Genomic DNA, 18,336 nt, shown 5'->3' on the forward strand with positions numbered 1-18,336 from the left:
CCTCCGCCTTGCAGTTGGACGCACCAGGCCCCGCTCACCTGGGTTGATGAGGCGCCGTTGCCTTCCTGCGACTTGATCCGCCGGACAGGCCCTAGGCGCTCCGCGGTGTGCCGTTGTCGTCCGGCCGGTGTGTCAGTTGCTCTGGGTGACCACCATCGCGAGGGTCAGCAGCCCCAGCACCACCCACCCGAACCAGAGCCAGCCGTTGCTGCCGAGCGCCACCGTGTAGGCCGTCACCACCACGAGTCCGCCGACGGTGAGGACCCCCATCGCCTTGGTGGAACCGTTCGTAGAACCGGGCATCGCGACACCCTCCTCATGGTCCGACTCCCTCCATGGTGCCCCCGTTCTGCCTCCGTACGGTGCAGACGACGAAATGCGCCCCTGTCTTCCACATCCCCTCACTGGTCCAGGAGGCCGCCTGATACACGGAAGGATCGAATCTGTACTGCCGGGGCGGCACGTCCCGGGCGCAGGCCGCGTCCGACTCCGTCCGCGCCCGCGCCAGGGTCACCCCGGCGCCGAGCCGGGTGAACCCGAGCACCTGCTGGTCGTGCGTCCCCGAACACGGCACCAGCAGAGCGTCCCGCGCCGAAGGCACCCGAAGACAGTCCCGCTTCTGCATGGTGGCGGTGTCCGCGAACGCGGTGCCCGCCTTACGATGCCCGTCCAGCGGCCCGTACACCGGCCCGTGCGCCCCCAGCACCAGACACGCGACCCGCCCCCCGGCCGTCTCGAAACCCTTCCCGGTCGGTACGACGGCCAGGGACCGCACATCCGCGAGTTTCCCGCGCAGCCCCGCGGTCCGCTCCTCGCACCCGGCCGGCCCCTGCTCGCGCGCCTCGGCGGCGGACCCGACAGCCACGAAGGCCACCACCTGACCGTCCGGCGCCCGGTCCGCGCAGGTCGGATCGAGGGTGAGCCCGGGGGTCCCCGTGAAGCGCACCCCGCCGGGCCAGTCGGCGAGGACACAGTCGCCGTCCTTGAGCGGCCGCGAAAGACCCACCGCGCTGCCGTACGGCAGGCCGGCCGTGTCATCGGGCTGGTGCGCGGTCGCCCACCAGACCCCGCCCAGGGCGAGCACCAGGCCCAGGGCGACGGCGAGGGCGGCACGCACGCCGCGGGGGAGCGGCCGCCGACGGTGACCTGGCGGCCGTCCCGGGCCCACGCCCGCACCGTCGACTTCGCCCCAAGGCGGGACGGAACCCGGCTCGGTGCGGGCCCGTGCGTACGCCTCCGCCTCCGCCTGCGACGTCACGACCAGCGACAGCGCCGCCTCCGCCGCCACCGCCGGGATCCGCCGGGCCGGATCCTTGGCGAGCATCGCGAGCACCACGGAGGCCAGCGCACCGGCCCGCACCGGCGGATCGGGTTCCTCCATCACCACGGCCGTGATCTCCGCGAGCTGCGAACCCCGCTCGAACGGCCCGCGCCCCTCCACCGCGTGGTACAGCGTGCACCCCAGCGAGAACAGATCGGCGGCCGGCGTCGGCGGCCCGCCCGTGGCCCGCTCGGGCGCCAGATACCCTGCCGTCCCGACCAGCCCCGACGCCAGCGTGTACCGGGTCTCCCCGGTGTCCGGCTGTACCGAGATGCCGTAGTCCGTCAGCAGCACCCGGGCGTGCGGCGCCCCGGTGCGGTCGGGTGCCAGCAGGATGTTCGCCGGTTTCACGTCCCGGTGCAGCACCCCCCGCTCATGGCCGGCGGTCAGCGCGTCGAGGACGGCGAGACCGACCCGGGCACACTCGGCGGGCGGCAGCGGCCCGTCCCGCTCCACCAGGTCCCGCAGGTCGACCGCGCCCGGTACGTACTCCATGACGATCCACGGCAGACCGTCGTGCTCCAGCACGTCGTGCACGGTCACCACATGCGGATGCCCGCGCAGCCCGGCCGCGTGCCGCGCCTCCGCCCGGGCCCGCGCGACCCGCGCCGTACGCTCCGGCTCGTCCTCCGTCTCGCGCAGGACCAGCTCCTTGAGGGCGACCTCGCACTCCAGTCTCCGGTCGTGAGCGAGCCAGACATGGCCCATACCGCCGCTGCCCAGCCGGTTCAGCAGCACGTACCGGCCGGCGACGACCCGGCCCACTCCCGACGTCGGTGATCCATGAGGCATCCGGTCACTCCGGGGTTCGGCGTTACATCGTCGTGCTCGCGCCGGCTTCACCGGCCGTCGACGCCGGGCCGCTGCTCGCCGGCTCGCTCGTCACGGGCGCGGGGGACGGGGCCGAGCCGCTGACGGCCGGGGACGAGCCGGGCGGGTCCGGCGGGGCGCCGTCGGTCGAGTGCGTGACGTCGGGCGGGGCCGCGCCGGAAGGCGTACCGGGGTCCGCGGAGGGTGACGAGGGCGGGGCGGACGACGGTTCCTGGGACGGCGGCTCGTGGGACGGCGGCGGTACGACCGAGGAGGGCGCCCCGGACGACGACGGCGCGGCCGGTGGCGGGATCGGCGGAGATCCCGACCCGGCGGAGGAAGCCGCCCCGCCGCTGCTGTCGCCACTGCCACTGCCACTGCCGTCGGCGACGCGCAGCGTCACATACTCACCGAACCGCAGCTCCGTCCCCGCCACCGGATCCGACGCCAGCACCCGGGCGTCGTCCGGCGGCAGCCCCGCACCGTCATAGGCGACCGCCAGCCCGGCGTCGGACAGCCGTCGGCTCGCCTCCCCGAAGGACGTCCCGGCGACCTCGGGCACCGCATGCCGCTCACCGGTGCGGAAGACGGCGTCCTGTGCGCCCGTCGTCCCGACCGGCCGCTCGATTCCGCGCCCCGGGTCGGCGACATCGACGAGGGCGAGTCGCTCCAGCGGGCGCGAAGCGGGTCGTACGGCGGTCACCTGGGCGCGGTCGTAGCCGCGCCACTTCCCGTTGCCGTGGTCGAACTCGACCTTTATCCGGCCGGTGTCCCCTGCGAAGGGCCGCAGCGGATTTCCGCACGAGCACTTCACGGCGGGCTGTCCCCGCCGGTCGACGAGCACGGCGATTCCGGATTGGAGTAGGGAGTCGAAAGGCACGGCGGTGCCGCTCTTGTAATCGTGGTTCGTCACGAGGGTGTCGTGACGCAGGAGTACGGGAGTGAGCCGGTCGAGATAATCCGGAATCTGTTCGGTACCGATTCCGAAGACACTGGCCCACGCCTGTGCCTTGCGGTGATTCACGGGATCGGTGAGGAATTCCTTCAGTTTCTCGACGTCACAGAGCGTCGGCTGCCGGGTGCCGCCGTACAGACCGGGCGAGTCCCCTTGTTGCAGGCTGCCGTGCACCGGCAGCGAACGGACCCGGGCGTCATGACCGAGCCCCTGGTTCTCGTCGAAGAAGGGGTGCAGCGCGGGCACCCCGGCGGCGACCGCCTTGACGACGGACAGCGGCGAACTCCGCCCGCATCCGCTGAGCAGCAATACCGGAACAAGAACACCGAGCACACAGGCCCTGTGCAGAAAAGCGCGAAGTGTCATCACCGCTCCCCCCGGCGGTTTTCCCCATCGCGCTTTATGCTACTGAATGGAAAGCCTTTCAGCCCTCGCGTGCGTTCAGTGAGGCCAAATAGGCGTTGTACGCCTCAAGTTCCTTGTCGCCGTCGCGGTCCGCGGCCCGGTCCGAGCGGCGGGCCTGCCGCTGCTCGGAGCTGTACCACTGGAACAGCAGGGCGATCAGCACCAGCACGGACGGGACTTCACTGAACGCCCAGGCGATACCGCCGGCCGCGTTCTGGTCGGAGAGCGCGTCGATGCCGAGCGAGGCGGGCGGATTCTTGAACGTCTCGACCATCGGCTCCGACGCCATCATCAACGCGATACCGAAGAACGCGTGGAAGGGCATGCCCGCGAACAGCTCCAGCATGCGCATGAGATATCCCGGCCGGTTCGGCCCGGGGTCGACGCCGATGATCGGCCAGAAGAAGACGACACCGACGGCCAGGAAGTGCACCATCATCGCGATGTGCCCGGTCTTCGACCCCATCAGGAAGTCGAACAGCGGGGTGAAGTAGAGCGCGTAGAGGCTCGCGATGAACAGCGGGATCGTGAAGGCCGGATGGGTGATGATCCGCATGTACCGGCTGTGCAGCAGGGCCAGCAACAGCTCGCGCGGCCCCTTCCGCCCCTTCCCGGCGACGGGCAGCGCGCGCAGCGCGAGCGTGACCGGGGCGCCCAGCAGGATGAAGATGGGCGACAGCATGCTGATGACCATGTGCTGCACCATGTGCACGCTGAACATGACCATCCCGTAGTCGTTCAGCCTTGTGCACATCACGAGCATGATGGTCAGCACCCCGACGACGAACGACACCGTACGCCCGACGGACCACGCGTCACCGCGCCGCCGCAGCCGCACCACACCCCACCCGTACAGCGCGAGCCCCGCGACACAGGCCACGAGAAAGAAGGGATCCGCCGACCACTCCAGCCCCCGCCCCAGCGTGAACGGCGGCAGGTCCATGGTCATGCCGTGCCCGCTGTGATCCATCCGGCGGCTCCTGATTCGTGGGGGGTTGTACGTTTCCTGCCGCCCACAAGAGTAGGACGGGCCCCGGTCGCTACTACGACCGGGGCCACTGCAGCGCGCCCCTCAGGGGCGCGGGGAACTGCGCGAGCAACCACGCACGCCCCGCACCCGGCGACGAATCAGCACCGTCTACGGCGCTGCCCCTAAAGCACGGTCTCCGCCTCGTCGTACCGCTCCGCGGGAACCGTCTTCAACGTCTCCACCGCCTCGGCGAGCGGCACCATCACGATGTCCGTGCCCCGCAGCGCGGTCATGTGACCGAACTCCCCGCGGTGCACGGCCTCCACCGCATGCCACCCGAACCGGGTCGCCAGCACCCGGTCGTACGCCGTCGGCGTGCCACCCCGCTGCACATGCCCGAGGATGACCGGCCGCGCCTCCTTGCCGAGCCGCTGCTCCAGCTCGATGGAGAGCTGCCGGGCGATCCCGGCGAACCGCTCGTGGCCGTAGATGTCCTTGTCGCCCTCGTCGAAGGCCATCGTGCCCGCCTTCGGCTTGGCCCCCTCCGCCGCGACGACGATCGCGAACCGCTTGCCCGCCTCGAACCGCTCGCCGACCCGACGGGCCAACTCCTCGATGTCGAAGGGGCGTTCCGGTACGACGATGGCGTGGGCGCCGGCCGCCATGCCGGAGTGCAGGGCGATCCAGCCGGTGTGCCGGCCCATGACCTCGACGACGAGCACCCGCTGGTGGGACTCGGCGGTGGTCTTGAGCCGGTCGAGGGCCTCGGTGGCCACACCCACGGCCGTGTCGAAGCCGAAGGTGACGTCGGTGACAGCGATGTCGTTGTCGATGGTCTTCGGCACGCCGACGATCGGCAGGCCGGCGTCGGACATCAGCCGGGCCGCCTTCAGCGTGCCCTCACCGCCGATCGGGATGATCGCGTCGAGGCCGAGCTCGGCCACATGGCCCCTGGCCCGCTCCACGCCGTCCCGAAGGTGCGAGGGCTGGACCCGGGAGGAGCCGAGGATCGTGCCGCCGCGGGCCAGGATGCCGGCCACGGCGTCGAGGTCGAGCTTGAGATAGTCGCATTCCAGGAGGCCCTTCCAGCCGTCCCGGAAGCCGATGACCTCGTCGCCGTGGTCGGCGACGGCACGGTGCACGACGGACCGGATGACGGCGTTCAGGCCGGGGCAGTCGCCGCCGGACGTGAGGACACCAATGCGCATAGCCCGAAACAACCTTCTCCACGTGGGCCGAAGACCGGACCACGCTGTCCGGCTGTCATCGCCGTCACCCTACCGGCGGGAGGGGGTCTCGCCGTACCGGGCGTCCGCCTGCTGGACGTGCCCGCACATGTGAGCGGACACCTCGTCAGGCGGGCCCGGAATCGACCACTCCGGTACGGTCAGGCGGGCTGCTGGGCGGAGGCGATCCGCTCGGTGCGCAGGGCCTCGTACCACCGGTCGTCGATCGGCGGCAGCGCGTTGACGTCGAGCGCCAGCTTCAGCAGCAGGTCGGCGATGAGCGGGTTGCGGGCGAGGACCGGCCCGTGCATGTACGTGCCGAAGACCGTGTCGTTGTACGCACCCTCCGTGCCGTCCCCGGTGCCGTTGCCCCGGCCCAGCTGGACGCGGGCGAGGGGGCGGGCGGTGGGGCCGAGCTGGGTGACGCCCTGGTGGTTCTCGAACCCGGTGAGCTGGGGCAGCCCGAGGCGCGGGTCGATGTCGGCGAGGACGTCACCGACGCACCGCTCGCCGGTGCCGCGCACGGTCGTCACGTCGAGCAGGCCGAGGCCCGGCTCGCGCTGGCCCAGGTCGTTGATGAACTCGTGCCCGAGGATCTGGTAGCCGGCGCACACCGAGAACACGATCGCGCCGTTCTCCACGGCCCGGTACAGGTGCCCGTCGCGGCGCAGCCGCTCGGCGGCGAGCCGCTGCGGACGGTCCTCACCGCCGCCGATCAGGTAGATGTCGCCGGAGGTCGGGATCGGCTGGTCGCTGCGCACGTCGAGCCGGGCCACGTCGAGACCCCGCTGCCGGGCCCGGCGCTCCACGACGAGCGCGTTGCCCTGGTCGCCGTAGGTGCTGAGCAGATCCGGGTAGATCCACACCAGCCGCAGTTGGTTGTCGCTCATCAATGATCGTCCTTCGTGGTCAGTCAGTTGCCGACGCGGCGGCGCAGGTCCTGGAACGCGGTGTAGTTCGCGATGACCTCGATGCGCCCCGGCGGGCACATCTGCACGGCCTGGTCGAGGGAGTCGCAGACCTGGAAGTGCTGGTTCGCGACCTCCAGCCGCACCGCGAGGTCGAGCTTGCGGTCGCCGAGCACGAAGATCGGGTGGCCGGTGAGGCGGGTGTAGTCCACGTCCCACAGCCAGGAGGTGTCGGTGCCGTCGGCGCCGCGCGCGTTCACGGAGAGGATCACCGGGGCCGGCGGCGGGTCGATCAGCGAGAACGTCTCCAGCCAGCCGGCCGGGTTCTTCGCGAGGAGCAGCCGCAGGTCGCGTCCCTGGAACTGCACGACGTCGTACCGTCCCGCGACGGCCTGCACCTGGTACATCCGCTCCAGGGCGACCTGCGGCGGCACCCCGAAGACGGCGGCGACGGCGGCCGAGGAGGCCGCGTTGGCCTTGTTGGCGCGTCCCGGCAGCTGGAGGTGGATCGGCCAGGCGGACCCGTGCGGGTCGAGGACGTGGTCCCCGGAGAGCACCCAGCTCGGGGTCGGCCGCCGGAACCCGCACTCACCGCAGAACCAGTCGTCGCCCGGGCGCTGCATCACACCGCCGCAGGACGGGCAGGACCAGGCGTCGTCCTTCCACATCTGCCCGGCGGCGACCCAGATCACATTGGGGGAGGAGGACGCGGCCCACACCACCAGCGGGTCGTCGCAGTTCGCCACGATGACGGCCTTCGAGCCGGCCAGGCCCTCCCGCCAGTTCTCGGCGAGCATCCGGGTCTCGGCGGCCCGGTCGAGCTGGTCGCGGGAGAGGTTGAGCAGCGCGATGCACTTCGGGTCGGTGTCCCGGGCCACCCCGGCGAGGTACTTCTCGTCGACCTCGATCACACCGAACTTGGCCTCGGAGCCGCCGGCCAGCGCCGAGGTGATACCGGCGGGCATGTTGGCGCCGAGCGCGTTGGAGACGACCGGCCCCGCGGCCTTGAGCGCCTCGGCGATCAGCCGGGTGGTCGTCGTCTTGCCGTTCGTCGCCGAGACGAGCGTGACGTCCAGGTTCTGGGCGAGCCGGGCGAGAAGGTCGGGGTCGAGTTTCAGTGCGACCCGGCCGCCGATCACGGATCCGCTGCCGCGTCCCGCAGCACGGGACGCCGCCGCGACCGCCTTGCCCGCGGTCACGGCGATCTTGGCCCGCGGCGTGAGCGGGTCCGAGTTGCCTGCCATCAGTTCTCGATCCTCCTTGCGTACGCGCCGCGCCTCAGCCATTCGGCAACGTGGTGGTGGAGCTCAGCCTATCGAGATCCATTCGCACACCCGAATTCCGGCCCTCGCCTGCGCGGCGGGCGGGGGCCGATTCGAACCGTACCCTTGCGGCCATGCGACAAGGTTCCATTCCGGGCGCCCATGGGCGGGTCCGGCCCCTCACCCTGCTCGGCGACCCCGTCCTGCACACCCGCTGCGCGGAGGTCACCGACTTCGGTCCCGAACTCGCCCGTCTGGTGGAGGACTTGTTCGCCACGATGTACGCGTCGGAGGGCGTGGGCCTGGCGGCGAACCAGGTGGGGGAGCCGCTGCGGGTGTTCGTCTTCGACTGCCCCGACGACGAGGACGTCCGTCACCTGGGCCATGTGGTGAACCCCCGCCTGGTGGAGACGGACGGCGTGACGCTCCGCGGCCCGGAGGGCTGCCTGTCCCTGCCGGGCCTGGAGGCGGGGACGGAGCGCTACGACCACGCGGTGGTGCAGGGGTTCACGGCGACGGGGGAGCCGATCACGATCCACGGCACCGGCTTCTTCGCGAGGTGCCTCCAGCACGAGACCGACCACCTGGAGGGCCGCGTCTACGCCGACCACGTCACGGGCTGGCGCAAGCGCAAGCTGATGCGACAGGTGACGAAGTCCTCTTGGCACCGGTGAGGAAATGCTTTTAAGGGGCGCGGGGCTGTGTTTGATGTGCGGCTGCCGCCGCGCGGGCGCGATCAGCCCCCACCGGCGGCCAGCCGAAACTCAACCCTTCAGAACCCCGGCCCACCGACCTTGTCCCCGGCCGCCGCCAGCCGCCCCCACAACAGATCAGCCAAACTCTTCACCAACTCTGCACGAGAACAGGGCCGCTCCCCCAGCCACCAGTCCCCGGCCGCATGCATCATCCCGACGATCCCGTGCCCCCACACCCGGGCCAGCTGCTGACTCCCGGGCCCCAGATCCAGCCGGTCCTCGATGACCTGGGCCAGCTCCTCGCCCATCCGCCGCAACAGTGGAGCCGAGTGTTTCCCCACGTCGAACCCCTGGTCGGTCCCGGTGCTGCCCTCCGCGGGATGCATGAGGAACCGGTAGACCTGAGGCCGTGCCTCGATCGCCGCGAGGTACGTGTCCAGCGTCGCCTCGACCCGCTCACGGCGCTCCGCGGGAGCGTCCAGCGCAGCCCGGAGCGAGTTGAGCAGCGCGTCCGTGTGCCGCTTGGCCAGCGCCGCGTACAGTCCGCCCTTGTCGCCGAAGTGGCGGTAGAGGATGGGTTTGGTGATACCCGCCTCCGCCGCGATGGCGTTCATGGAAGCCTGTGGGCCGTCGCGCAGCACCACCCGGTCGGCGGCCTCCAACAGCTCCCGCCGTCGGCGGTCGGTGGACCGTTGCTGTTCGGTCCGCTGTGTGGTGTCCATGTGCTCTCCCCACCCCGTGCTGTTTCGGTGACGCCTGCGCAAACTAACACCTGAGGGCCACCCGATCTCGAACTGGCTGCCGAGGTGACCTTGGGAGTTGACTTTTCCTACCGACGAGTAACAGACTCTTGTTACCGCTAGTAACACATTATGCGCCGCCGCTGGAGGGGTCATGGCCGAGTTCACCATGGAACTCAACGACGAACAGAAGGAGGTCCGGGACTGGCTGCACGGTTTCGCCGCCGATGTGATCCGCCCCGCGGCCGCCGAATGGGACGAGCGTGAGGAGACTCCCTGGCCGGTCATCCAGGAGGCCGCCAAGGTCGGTATCTACTCCCTCGACTTCTACGCCCAGCAGTACTTCGACCCCACCGGCCTCGGCATCCCGACGGCCATGGAGGAGCTGTTCTGGGGTGACGCGGGCATCGCGCTGTCCATCGTGGGCACGGGTCTCGCCGCCGTCGGCGTCCTCGCCAACGGCACCGAGGAGCAGATCGGCACCTGGATCCCCCAGATGTACGGCGACCCCAACGACGTCAAGGTCGCCGCGTTCTGCTCCTCCGAGCCCGACGCCGGCTCCGACGTGGCCGCCATGCGCACCCGGGCCGTGTACGACGAGGCCAGGGACGAGTGGGTGATCAACGGCACGAAGACCTGGGCGACCAACGGCGGCATCGCCAACGTCCATGTCGTCGTCGCGGTCGTCGACCCGGAGCTGGGTTCCAAGGGCCACGCGTCCTTCATCGTGCCGGCGGGAACCCCCGGGCTCGCCCAGGGCCAGAAGTTCAAGAAGCACGGGATCCGTGCCTCGCACACCGCCGAGGTCATCCTGGACGGCGTCCGGGTGCCGGGCTCCTGCCTGCTCGGCGGCAAGGAGAAGCTGGACGAGCGCCTCGCCCGGGCCCGCGAGCGGGCGAAGACCGGCGGCATGGGGGTCCCCCCGCTCGAGCGAAGCCGAGAGTGGGGGAGGGTCAAGAACGCGGCGATGGCGACGTTCGAGGCGAGCCGCCCCGCGGTGGGGGCCATGGCGGTGGGTACCGCGCGGGCGGCCTACGAGGTCGCCCTCGATTACGCCAAGACCCGAGAGCAGTTCGGGCGGCCGATCATCGACAACCAGGGCGTGGCCTTCCAGCTCGCGGACATGCGTACGTCCATCGACGCGGCCCGGCTGCTGGTGTGGCGGGCGTCTTGGATGGCGGTGAACGGGAAGCCGTTCACCGCCGCCGAGGGCTCGATGTCGAAGTTGTTCGCCAGCGAGACCGCGAAGAAGGTCACCGCCCAGGCGATCCAGATCCTGGGCGGCAACGGGTACACGCGGGAGTATCCGGTGGAGCGGATGCACCGCGATGCGGCGATCTACACGATCTTCGAGGGTACGAGTGAGGTGCAGCGGTTGGTGATCGCCCGGACCTTGTCGGGGATGCCGATCCGGTAGCGCCGTTCGGGGTTGTGCGCGACGCGGGCCGCGGGTGCGTCGTGGCTGGTCGCGCCCACGCGGCGGAGCCGCAGATTCAATTCAGCCCCGCGCCCCCTTTGGGGGCGCGTCCACTCACCGGTGCTTCAAAGGCGTCAGTTGCTCGATGTCGTAGCGCTTGCGGAGTTCCTCGATCGCCTCGTGGTCCGGGGGGCCGTCGCTTCCCAGGATCTCCAGGAGTTCCTCGAAGTAGCGCTCGTGGGCCGGCGGTGGCGATGCCTGGAAGAACATCCGCGCCGGGGTCTCGGTCGGGTTGGCGAAGGCGTGCGGGCAGCCAGGGGGTACGGCGATCAGCGTGCCCGGGGTCGCCCGCACCACCCTCGTGCCCGAACTCGACTCCCACCTCTGCCAGTTGTCGGGCGTGCGGATACGGGGCTCGAAGGCGAGCACGTCCAGCTCGCCTTCGAGGACGTAGAACAACTCCTCGCTGCGGGAGTGCACATGGGCGCCCACGTCGAACCCCGGCGGGACCTCCACCTCGAAGGTGGAGGCGATCCGCGAGTGCGTGCCCGTCACCTTGAACGTGACACGCTGGGCCGGCGACTGGACCACGCGCCCGTGGCCCGGCGGTACGAGGAGTCCCTCGGTCGTGGTCATGGCGCGCTCACCAGGTCACCGGAAGTGCCTCGGGTCCCCGGATCAGCGCTCCCTTTCTGAAGGGGACCTGGTCCGGGGGCACGGCGAGCCGCAGCCCGGGGAGCCGGTCGAGCAGGGCGTCCACCAGGAGTTCCTCCTCCAGCCTGCCGAGCTGGCCGCCGGGACAGTAGTGCGGGCCGAACCCGAAGGACACATGCGGGTTGGGACTGCGGGTGAGGTCGATCGTCTCGGGGTCCGGGAAGACCGCCGGGTCGCGGTTGGCGGCCAGGTACGAGACGTAGATCGGGTCGCCCGCACGGATCCGTACGCCCTTGATCTCCACGTCCTCCACGGCGATCCGGGACAGTCCCACCGCGCTGCGGTGCGGGATGTAGCGCAGCAGCTCGTCGATCGCCCTGGGGCGGATCTCCGGCTCGGTGCGCAACCGGTCGAGGAGGTCGGGGCGGGTGAGCAGCAGGTAGAACATCTGCCCGCTGTTGTTGGTGACCGCCTCGCCGCCGATCTGGAGGAGGACGGAGAGACCGACGGCCTCCTCCAGGGTGACCTCGCCGCGGCCCACGGCCGCGCCCAGCAGGGAGGCCACGTCCTCGCCCGCACTGCCATCGCGCAGGGCGATGAGGTCGCCGAAGTAGGCGCCCATCTCGCGCTTGGCCTTCTCGCTGATCTCCTTGCCGTGGCTGGAGGACAGGATCAGCTGGGTCCAGGTGTGCATGCTGTGCCGGTCGGCGGTCGGAACGCCCATCACCTCGCAGATCACCGCGATGGGGAAGGGGCTCAGGACCGTCGCAGTGAGATCGGCGGGCGGGCCGTCCTGGACGAGTTCGTCGACGAGCTCGTCCAGCATCCGGCGCGCCTTCTCGCGGACCCGCTCCACGCCCTTGGTGGTGAGCGCGGAGGCCACCGACCGGCGCAGCCGGGTGTGGTCGGGCGGGTCCAGGAAGCCGACCGCGCCGCGGTCCGGGATGAAGTGCGGGGCGAGCCGGGTGACCGGCTGCTCCATCACCGCCTCACGGCTGAACCGGGGGTCGTTGGCCACCATCCGTACGTCGTCGTACCGGGTGACCAGCCAGGCCCAGCCCTCGCCGTTGGGCAGCTGGATCCGGGTGACCGGACCCTCGCGCATCAGCTCGGCCAGGGTGGGGTCGAAGTCCACCCCCGCCAGGTCCGGCACCTTCCAGTGCCGGACCGGACAGGCGGCCTCGCCGGGGGCCTCGTCGGCGGGGTCGAGCGGTTCGGTGAGTGTCATCTCTATCGAGCCGCCTCTTCGTCCGAACGCCGCCAGCGACCCAGCGACATTTCCGCGGTGATGCCGGGACCGAAGCCGGCCAGCAGGCCGCGCGCCTGGTGCTCGGCACCGCCCTCGTCGAACATCCGGCGCAGTGCGTCCAGGACGACGGCGCTGGCGATGTTGCCGTACTCGGTGAGCGTGGCCCGGCTGAACCGGAACGCGTGCGGATCCACCTGGAGGAACTTGCTCAGGTCGTCCAGGATGCGCGGCCCGCCCGCGTGGACTATGTAGAAGTCCAGGTCGGACGCGTTCCAGCCGTGCAGCCCTGCCAGGTCCTGGAGGGCCGGCGCGAGCGGCTCCATGGTCGCCGGGACCCGCTTGTCCAGCAGGAAGTGGAACCCGGTGGCCCGGACGTCGTACATGATCCACTCTTCGGTCTTGGGGATCAGGTACGAACCGTTGCGTTCGAGCTCGACGCCGGTGCCGCCCTTGCCGCGCACCACGGCGGCGGCGATGCCGTCACCGAAGAGGCCGTTGGAGAGCAGCGAGCCGACGCCGAGGTCGGTCGGCTGGTAGCACAGCGAGCAGAACTCGCAGGCCACGATGAGCGCGTTGGCGTCCGGGTACGCCGAGCAGAAGTCGTGCGCCCGGTTGATCGCCGCTCCGCCGGCCGCGCAGCCGAGCTGCGCGATGGGGATCTGGCGGGTGGTGGAGTCGAAGTCCATCTCGTTGATCAGCCACGCGGTGAGCGAGGGCATCATGAAGCCCGTGCACGAGACGTAGATGATCACGTCGATGTCGCTGGTGAGCAGCTCGGCGTCGTCGAGCGCTCGTTGGATGACTGCGGGGACCCGGGCCTTGGCCTCGACCTCGTAGAGCTTGTTGCGCTCCTCGAAGCCGGGGTGCTTGAGGGTTTCCTCGATCGGCTGCACGATGTGCCGGGTGCGAACGCCCGTGTTCTCGATCAGTCTCAGCGCCAACGGCAGCTGCGGGTGGTTCTCGTGGTGGGAGCGCGCCAGTTCCAGCGTCTCCTCCATCGTGATCACGTACTCCGGGACCGACACTGAGGGTTTGCACAAAGTCGCCATGAACCGTCCCTGCTTTCAGCCTTCCGGCGGGTTTGGGCCCGGCCGGTCAGAAGGTGGTTCACCTCAGGAGGTGGTTCCCTCACGATCACCCGTGAGGGCGATGATCTCTCGCCGGACTACTCCGAACCGGTGACCCCGTGTCAGGGTCGGAGCAGCACCGATGAATCCCGACGAGGAGGAAGCAATGCCCCGCACGGCCGCGGAATTGCTGAAAACGACCAGGTCAGAGCTGGCCCCGGACCCGAACGCGAATCCATTTGTTCCCCCCGTCGCCAGCGGCCGGGCGAGTCTGGAGACACTCGCCGCACTGGCCCTGGAACAACACCACGTGATTCCCGCCGACCACCGCGCGTTCCTGCATCTGGCGCAGCGCGCCTCCGAGGAGCCGGCGGCCGCCGGGTTCTTCACCATGCTGGCCGAGGGCGAGGAACTGGCGGCAGAGCGGCTGGGCGCGTTCACCGAGGCGTGCGAAGTGGATGAACGGCGCATGCAAGCGTACGAGCCCCTACCGGGCTGCCAGGCGTACCCGGCGTACATCTCCTGGCTCGCGCTCAACGCGACCCCGACGGACGCCGTCCTGGCCATCACGGCCAACTTCGCGACCTGGGGCACGTATTGCGCCCGCATCGCCGAGGGCCTGCGCACCCACTACGGCTTCACGGACGAGGCCTGCGCGTTCTTCGACTTCTTCGCGGAACCGGCCCCGGCCCTGGACCAACAGGCGGAGGCGGCGGTGGAGGCGGGGCTGGAGTCAGGGCGACTGGACGAGCAGCTGGCGCATACCTACGGCCGCCTGCTCCAGGCGTACGAGGCGATGTTCTGGAACTCGCTCAGCTGAATCGCGCTGCTTTTAGGGGCGCGGGACTGTATCGATGTGCGGCTACCGCCGCGTGGGCGCGAGCAACCCCCACCACCCGCACCCGCCGAACTACCCCTGCTGCCCACTGCTATGGGCGATACAAGCCACGTCGATCCGATCGGCGAGCTTCGCGAGCTCAATGGTCAGCGCGGCCACCGTGTCCTCGTCCAGCCCGCTCTCCCCGGCCTCCACCAGCCGGACCCACCGCCCGCCCATGGTCCGCAACAACTTACTCACGTCGGCCGCGGCCACCTGCAAGGTACCGCGGTCGTCGACGATCAGAGGCAGAGTCACTTCCCGGTTCACACCCGGATCGTAGCCGCGCAACCGTCACGCACCCTGCCAAACGGTGGTGATGTTGCAGAACTCCCGGATTCCGTGCCCGGACAGCTCACGCCCGTATCCGGACCGCTTCACACCCCCGAACGGAAACGCCGGGTGGGAGGCGGTCATGCCGTTGACGAACACGCCGCCGGTCTCCAGATCCCGTACGAACCGGTCCACCTCGGCCTCGTCCCGCGTCCACACGTTGGAACTCAGCCCGAAGGGGGAGTCGTTGGCGATGAGGACGGCCTCGTCCAGGTCCCTGGCCCGGTAGAGCGTGGCCACCGGCCCGAACGCCTCCTCGCGGTGGACGCGCATGTCGCGGTGGATCCCGGCGAGCACGGTCGGCGGGTAGAACCAGCCGGGCCCCTCCGGCCGCTGCCCGCCGCACAGCACCCGCGCACCCGACCGTTTCGCGTCGTCGACGAGTTCCTCCAGGTCGGCCCGCCCCTGCTCGCTCGACAGCGGCCCGACGTCCGTCTTCTCGTCCATCGGGTCGCCCATGCGCAGCGCCGTCATCCCCGCCACGAACCGCTCGGCGAAGGCGTCGTAGACGTCCGTGTGCACGATGAACCGCTTGGCGGCGATGCACGACTGCCCGTTGTTCTGCACCCGCGCGGTCACCGCGATCCTCGCGGCGCGGTCGATGTCCGCCGAGGGCATCACCACGTAGGGATCGCTGCCGCCCAGTTCCAGCACCGTCTTCTTGATCATCTCGCCGGCGGTGGCGGCGACCGCGCGGCCCGCGGGTTCGCTGCCGGTGAGCGTCGCGGCCCGCACCCGCTCGTCGCGCAGGATGTCGTCGACCGCCCCGGAACCGATCAGCAGGGTCTGGAAACAGCCCTCCGGGAAGCCCGCCCGGTGGAAGAGGCCCTCCAGGTACAGGGCGGTCTGCGGGACGTTCGACGCGTGCTTGAGCAGGCCCACGTTGCCCGCCATCAGCGCCGGCGCGGCGAACCGGACCACCTGCCAGAGCGGGAAGTTCCACGGCATGACGGCCAGCACCGGCCCGATGGGGCGGTAGCGCACCCGCACCCGGGACGCGCCCGAGTCCTTCACGTCCGTCTCCGCCGGCTCCTCGTCGGCCAGCAGCTCCGCCGCGTGGTCGGCGTACCAGCGCATCGCCTTCGCGCACTTCGCGGCCTCCGCACGGGCCTGCGCCAGCGGCTTGCCCATCTCGGTGGTCATCGTGCGGGCGATGTCGTCCTGGTCCGCGTCCAGCAGCTCGGCGGCCCGGTGCAGCAGCCGGGCGCGCTCGGCGAAGGCGCTCGTGCGGTACGTACGGAACGTCGCCTCAGCCAGTTCGAGCCGGCGTTCGAGTTCGTCCTCGTCCATGGCCTCGAACGTTTCGAGCGTCTCGCCGGTCGCCGGGTTCACCGTCGCGATGGGCATGGCTGACCTCCCTGGGAGCGGGTGTGCTTCGACCTTCGCGCGCGGTCCGGTGGACCGCAACGTGTGCGCAGCTGTTCAGTCCGTGTGCTCCGCCAGCCGGTCGAGAAACGCGGCCTGCGCCTTGACGATCACCTCGCGGGCCCGGTCGGGGCCGAGCCAGGCCACCCGGTCCAGCTCGGGGAACTCCTGGACCCGCCCCGACCGCGGCGGCCACTCCATCGTGAAGGTGCCGGGGTTCGTCGCGGCCGGGTCCAGGTCCGCCTCGACCGCCCACACCGTCACGATCTTGCCGTTGCTCTGCCGGACCTCCCCGAGGGCGATCGCCTCGCCGTCCGGCGGCGCGAGGCCCAGCTCCTCCTGGAACTCACGGCGGGCCGCCTCCCAGGCGCTCTCGTCGGGCTGGTACTCGCCCTTGGGGACGCTCCACGCGCCCGCGTCCTTCTTCGCGAAGTAGGGGCCGCCCATATGGCCGAGCAATACCTCGACGCCGTGCTCGGTGTGGCGGAACAGCAGCAGTCCGGCACTTCGCCTCGGCTCCGTCAACGCCGTACCTCCGGGTGGGCGGCCAGCAGGGTCTCCACCGTATCGGCCTCCTGCGGCCGCTTGTCCTCGCGGTAGCGGACGACCCGGGCGAAGCGGAGGGTGACGCCGGCCGGGTAGCGGGAGGACTTCTGCAGGCCGTCGTAGGCGATCTCGACGACGAGTTCGGGGCGTACGGTGACCACCCAGCCGTTGTCCGACACCTCCAGCTCTTTCAGGCGGGCGGTCTGCCACTCCAGCATCGCGTCGGTCATGCCCTTGAAGGTCTTGCCGAGCATGGCGAATCCGCCGTCCGGGGTACGGGCGCCGAGGTGGAGGTTGGAGAGCCTGCCGGTACGCCGGCCGTGCCCCCACTCGGCGGCCAGGACGACCAGGTCGAGGGTGTGCACCGGCTTGACCTTCAGCCAGGAGGCGCCGCGCCGGCCCGCGCTGTAGGGGGCGTCCAGGGCCTTGACGACCACGCCCTCGTGGCCTCGCTCCAGGGTGGCGGCGAGGAACTCCTCGGCGGCCGCCGTGTCCGCGGGCCCGGACACCAGCGCCCGGCGGACCCGCATCGGCTCGGGGACCAGCCGGGCCAGCTCCGCGTGCCGTTCGGCGAAGGGGAGGTCGAGGAGGTCGTGGTCGCCGACCGAGAGCGCGTCGAAGAAGACGGGGGAGACCGGCACCTCGCGAGCGGCCTTCGCCACGTCCGTCCGGGAGCCGACCCGGCCCGCCGTCTCCTGGAAGGAGCGCGGGCGGCCGTCGGCGTCGAAGGAGATCACCTCGCCGTCCAGGATGAACCGGTCGCCTCTCAACTCCAGTGCGGCGGCGGTTACTTCGGGGAGCCGGTCGGTGATGTCGTCGAGGGTGCGGGTGTGGATCCGTACCGCGCTGCCGTCCCGGTGGACCTGGACCCGGATGCCGTCGAGTTTCTCCTCGACCGCACAGGCGCCCAGTTTGCCGACCGCCTCGGCGACCGAGGAGGCGGTGTGCGCCAGCATGGGCAGTACCGGGCGGCCGACGGTGAGCCGGAACCGGGCGAGGGCCGGCGGGCCGTCCGCCAGCAGCGCCTCGGCCACCGTCTGGAGGGACCCGGCGAGCATCACCGCCCGGCGTACGCCGGCCGCGTCCGCGCCGGTCGCCTGCGCGAGCCCCTCCACCGCCACCGCGTCCAGGGCGCCCTGCCGTACCTCACCGGTGATCAGCCCCAGCAGGAAGCGCTGCTCGTCGGCGGTCGCCGCGCCCATCAACTCACCCACGATCCGGGCGCGTTCGGCCTGCGAACCGGGCCCGGCGACCTTACCGAGCTCGGTGAGCCGGGCGTCGACCTCGCGGACGGTGAGGGCCGGCTCGGCGGCCGGCGGGACCGGCCGGCTCAGCACCTTCCAGCCGACGCCGAGGCGGCCCTGCGGGAGACGGCCGGCCAGATAGGGGATGACGACCGGGACGTCGTCCGGGGCCGTCTCCCGGAAGAGGTCGGCGAGCAGTGCGGTCTTGCGGGACCGGGCCGCGGTGGCGGCGACCTCGCGGGACACTTCGGCGAGCCGGGTCAGCAGCATGCAGCCATGGTGCAACGGGTGT

General features: G+C 70.8%; 18 protein-coding genes. 3 read left to right on the plus strand and 15 right to left on the minus strand.

What is annotated here, in order from left to right:
* Positions 1–132: 132 nt before the first annotated feature.
* The 7 genes from ACGFZQ_RS47600 to ACGFZQ_RS47630 form a co-directional block, all read right to left on the minus strand.
* Positions 133–303: a hypothetical protein gene (locus tag ACGFZQ_RS47600; protein WP_351698366.1), complete on the minus strand. Its 171-nt coding sequence runs from the start codon at positions 301–303 to the stop codon at positions 133–135.
* A 13-nt stretch (positions 304–316) separates the two neighbouring features.
* Positions 317–2,113, minus strand: a complete 1,797-nt coding sequence (locus tag ACGFZQ_RS47605; RefSeq protein WP_393845768.1) for a protein kinase — start codon at positions 2,111–2,113, stop codon at positions 317–319.
* 22 nt (positions 2,114–2,135) lie between these two features.
* Positions 2,136–3,452, minus strand: coding sequence for a DUF6777 domain-containing protein (locus ACGFZQ_RS47610; protein ID WP_393845769.1), 1,317 nt, complete (start codon positions 3,450–3,452; stop codon positions 2,136–2,138).
* A gap of 58 nt (positions 3,453–3,510) precedes the next feature.
* Entirely contained in the window at positions 3,511–4,461 is a 951-nt protein-coding gene (locus ACGFZQ_RS47615; protein ID WP_382530076.1) for a cytochrome c oxidase assembly protein, read from the minus strand.
* Positions 4,462–4,643: 182 nt separating this feature from the next.
* The gene (locus ACGFZQ_RS47620) at positions 4,644–5,669 is read right to left on the minus strand and encodes a 6-phosphofructokinase (RefSeq protein ID WP_393845770.1); all 1,026 of its coding nucleotides are present in this window, start codon (positions 5,667–5,669) and stop codon (positions 4,644–4,646) included.
* Between the two features lie 179 nt (positions 5,670–5,848).
* The gene (locus ACGFZQ_RS47625; RefSeq protein WP_382530072.1) at positions 5,849–6,577 is read right to left on the minus strand and encodes a type 1 glutamine amidotransferase; all 729 of its coding nucleotides are present in this window, start codon (positions 6,575–6,577) and stop codon (positions 5,849–5,851) included.
* Between the two features lie 23 nt (positions 6,578–6,600).
* Positions 6,601–7,839: a MurT ligase domain-containing protein gene (locus ACGFZQ_RS47630; protein ID WP_393845771.1), complete on the minus strand. Its 1,239-nt coding sequence runs from the start codon at positions 7,837–7,839 to the stop codon at positions 6,601–6,603.
* Positions 7,840–7,991: 152 nt separating this feature from the next.
* Between ACGFZQ_RS47630 and def the strand changes: the two genes are divergently transcribed.
* Positions 7,992–8,531, plus strand: a complete 540-nt coding sequence (def, locus tag ACGFZQ_RS47635; RefSeq protein WP_393845772.1) for a peptide deformylase — start codon at positions 7,992–7,994, stop codon at positions 8,529–8,531.
* 98 nt (positions 8,532–8,629) lie between these two features.
* On the opposite strand, the gene ACGFZQ_RS47640 is transcribed toward def, so the two are convergent.
* The gene (locus ACGFZQ_RS47640; protein ID WP_393845773.1) at positions 8,630–9,274 is read right to left on the minus strand and encodes a TetR family transcriptional regulator; all 645 of its coding nucleotides are present in this window, start codon (positions 9,272–9,274) and stop codon (positions 8,630–8,632) included.
* 172 nt (positions 9,275–9,446) lie between these two features.
* On the opposite strand from ACGFZQ_RS47640, the gene ACGFZQ_RS47645 reads away from it, so the two are divergent.
* Positions 9,447–10,709 carry an acyl-CoA dehydrogenase family protein gene (locus ACGFZQ_RS47645; RefSeq protein ID WP_393845774.1) on the plus strand — a complete coding sequence of 421 codons (1,263 nt, stop codon included), beginning with the start codon at positions 9,447–9,449 and terminating at the stop codon, positions 10,707–10,709.
* 114 nt (positions 10,710–10,823) lie between these two features.
* Here the strand turns inward: ACGFZQ_RS47645 and ACGFZQ_RS47650 are convergent, their stop codons facing one another.
* The 3 genes from ACGFZQ_RS47650 to ACGFZQ_RS47660 are packed head-to-tail and all read right to left on the minus strand — an operon-like array spanning position 10,824 to position 13,661.
* Entirely contained in the window at positions 10,824–11,345 is a 522-nt protein-coding gene (locus ACGFZQ_RS47650) for a cupin domain-containing protein (protein WP_393845775.1), read from the minus strand.
* Between the two features lie 7 nt (positions 11,346–11,352).
* On the minus strand, positions 11,353–12,591 hold the full coding sequence (locus tag ACGFZQ_RS47655) for a cytochrome P450 (RefSeq protein ID WP_393845776.1): 1,239 nt from the start codon (positions 12,589–12,591) through the stop codon (positions 11,353–11,355).
* Positions 12,592–12,593: 2 nt separating this feature from the next.
* Positions 12,594–13,661 (minus strand): type III polyketide synthase, encoded by a 1,068-nt coding sequence (locus ACGFZQ_RS47660; protein ID WP_351733686.1) that lies wholly within the window; start codon positions 13,659–13,661, stop codon positions 12,594–12,596.
* 184 nt (positions 13,662–13,845) lie between these two features.
* Here ACGFZQ_RS47660 and ACGFZQ_RS47665 point away from each other — a divergent pair, with 184 nt between their 5' ends.
* Positions 13,846–14,499, plus strand: coding sequence for a transcriptional regulator (locus ACGFZQ_RS47665; protein WP_393845777.1), 654 nt, complete (start codon positions 13,846–13,848; stop codon positions 14,497–14,499).
* A gap of 90 nt (positions 14,500–14,589) precedes the next feature.
* On the opposite strand, the gene ACGFZQ_RS47670 is transcribed toward ACGFZQ_RS47665, so the two are convergent.
* From ACGFZQ_RS47670 to ACGFZQ_RS47685, 4 genes are all read right to left on the minus strand, one after another.
* Complete coding sequence (locus ACGFZQ_RS47670) at positions 14,590–14,826, minus strand: DUF6213 family protein (protein ID WP_351326511.1); 237 nt, start codon at positions 14,824–14,826, stop codon at positions 14,590–14,592.
* A 24-nt stretch (positions 14,827–14,850) separates the two neighbouring features.
* Complete coding sequence (locus ACGFZQ_RS47675) at positions 14,851–16,236, minus strand: NADP-dependent succinic semialdehyde dehydrogenase (protein ID WP_393845778.1); 1,386 nt, start codon at positions 16,234–16,236, stop codon at positions 14,851–14,853.
* 75 nt (positions 16,237–16,311) lie between these two features.
* A complete protein-coding gene (locus tag ACGFZQ_RS47680; protein ID WP_393845779.1) occupies positions 16,312–16,779 on the minus strand; it encodes an NUDIX domain-containing protein in 468 nt (155 codons plus the stop codon).
* A complete protein-coding gene (locus tag ACGFZQ_RS47685) occupies positions 16,776–18,314 on the minus strand; it encodes an ATP-dependent DNA ligase (protein ID WP_393845780.1) in 1,539 nt (512 codons plus the stop codon). The genes ACGFZQ_RS47680 and ACGFZQ_RS47685 overlap by 4 nt, the downstream gene beginning before the upstream one ends.
* Positions 18,315–18,336 lie beyond the last annotated feature (22 nt).

The organism is Streptomyces sp. NPDC048254, assembly GCF_043201895.1.
In the GTDB taxonomy this organism is placed as follows: Bacteria; Actinomycetota; Actinomycetes; order Streptomycetales; family Streptomycetaceae; genus Streptomyces.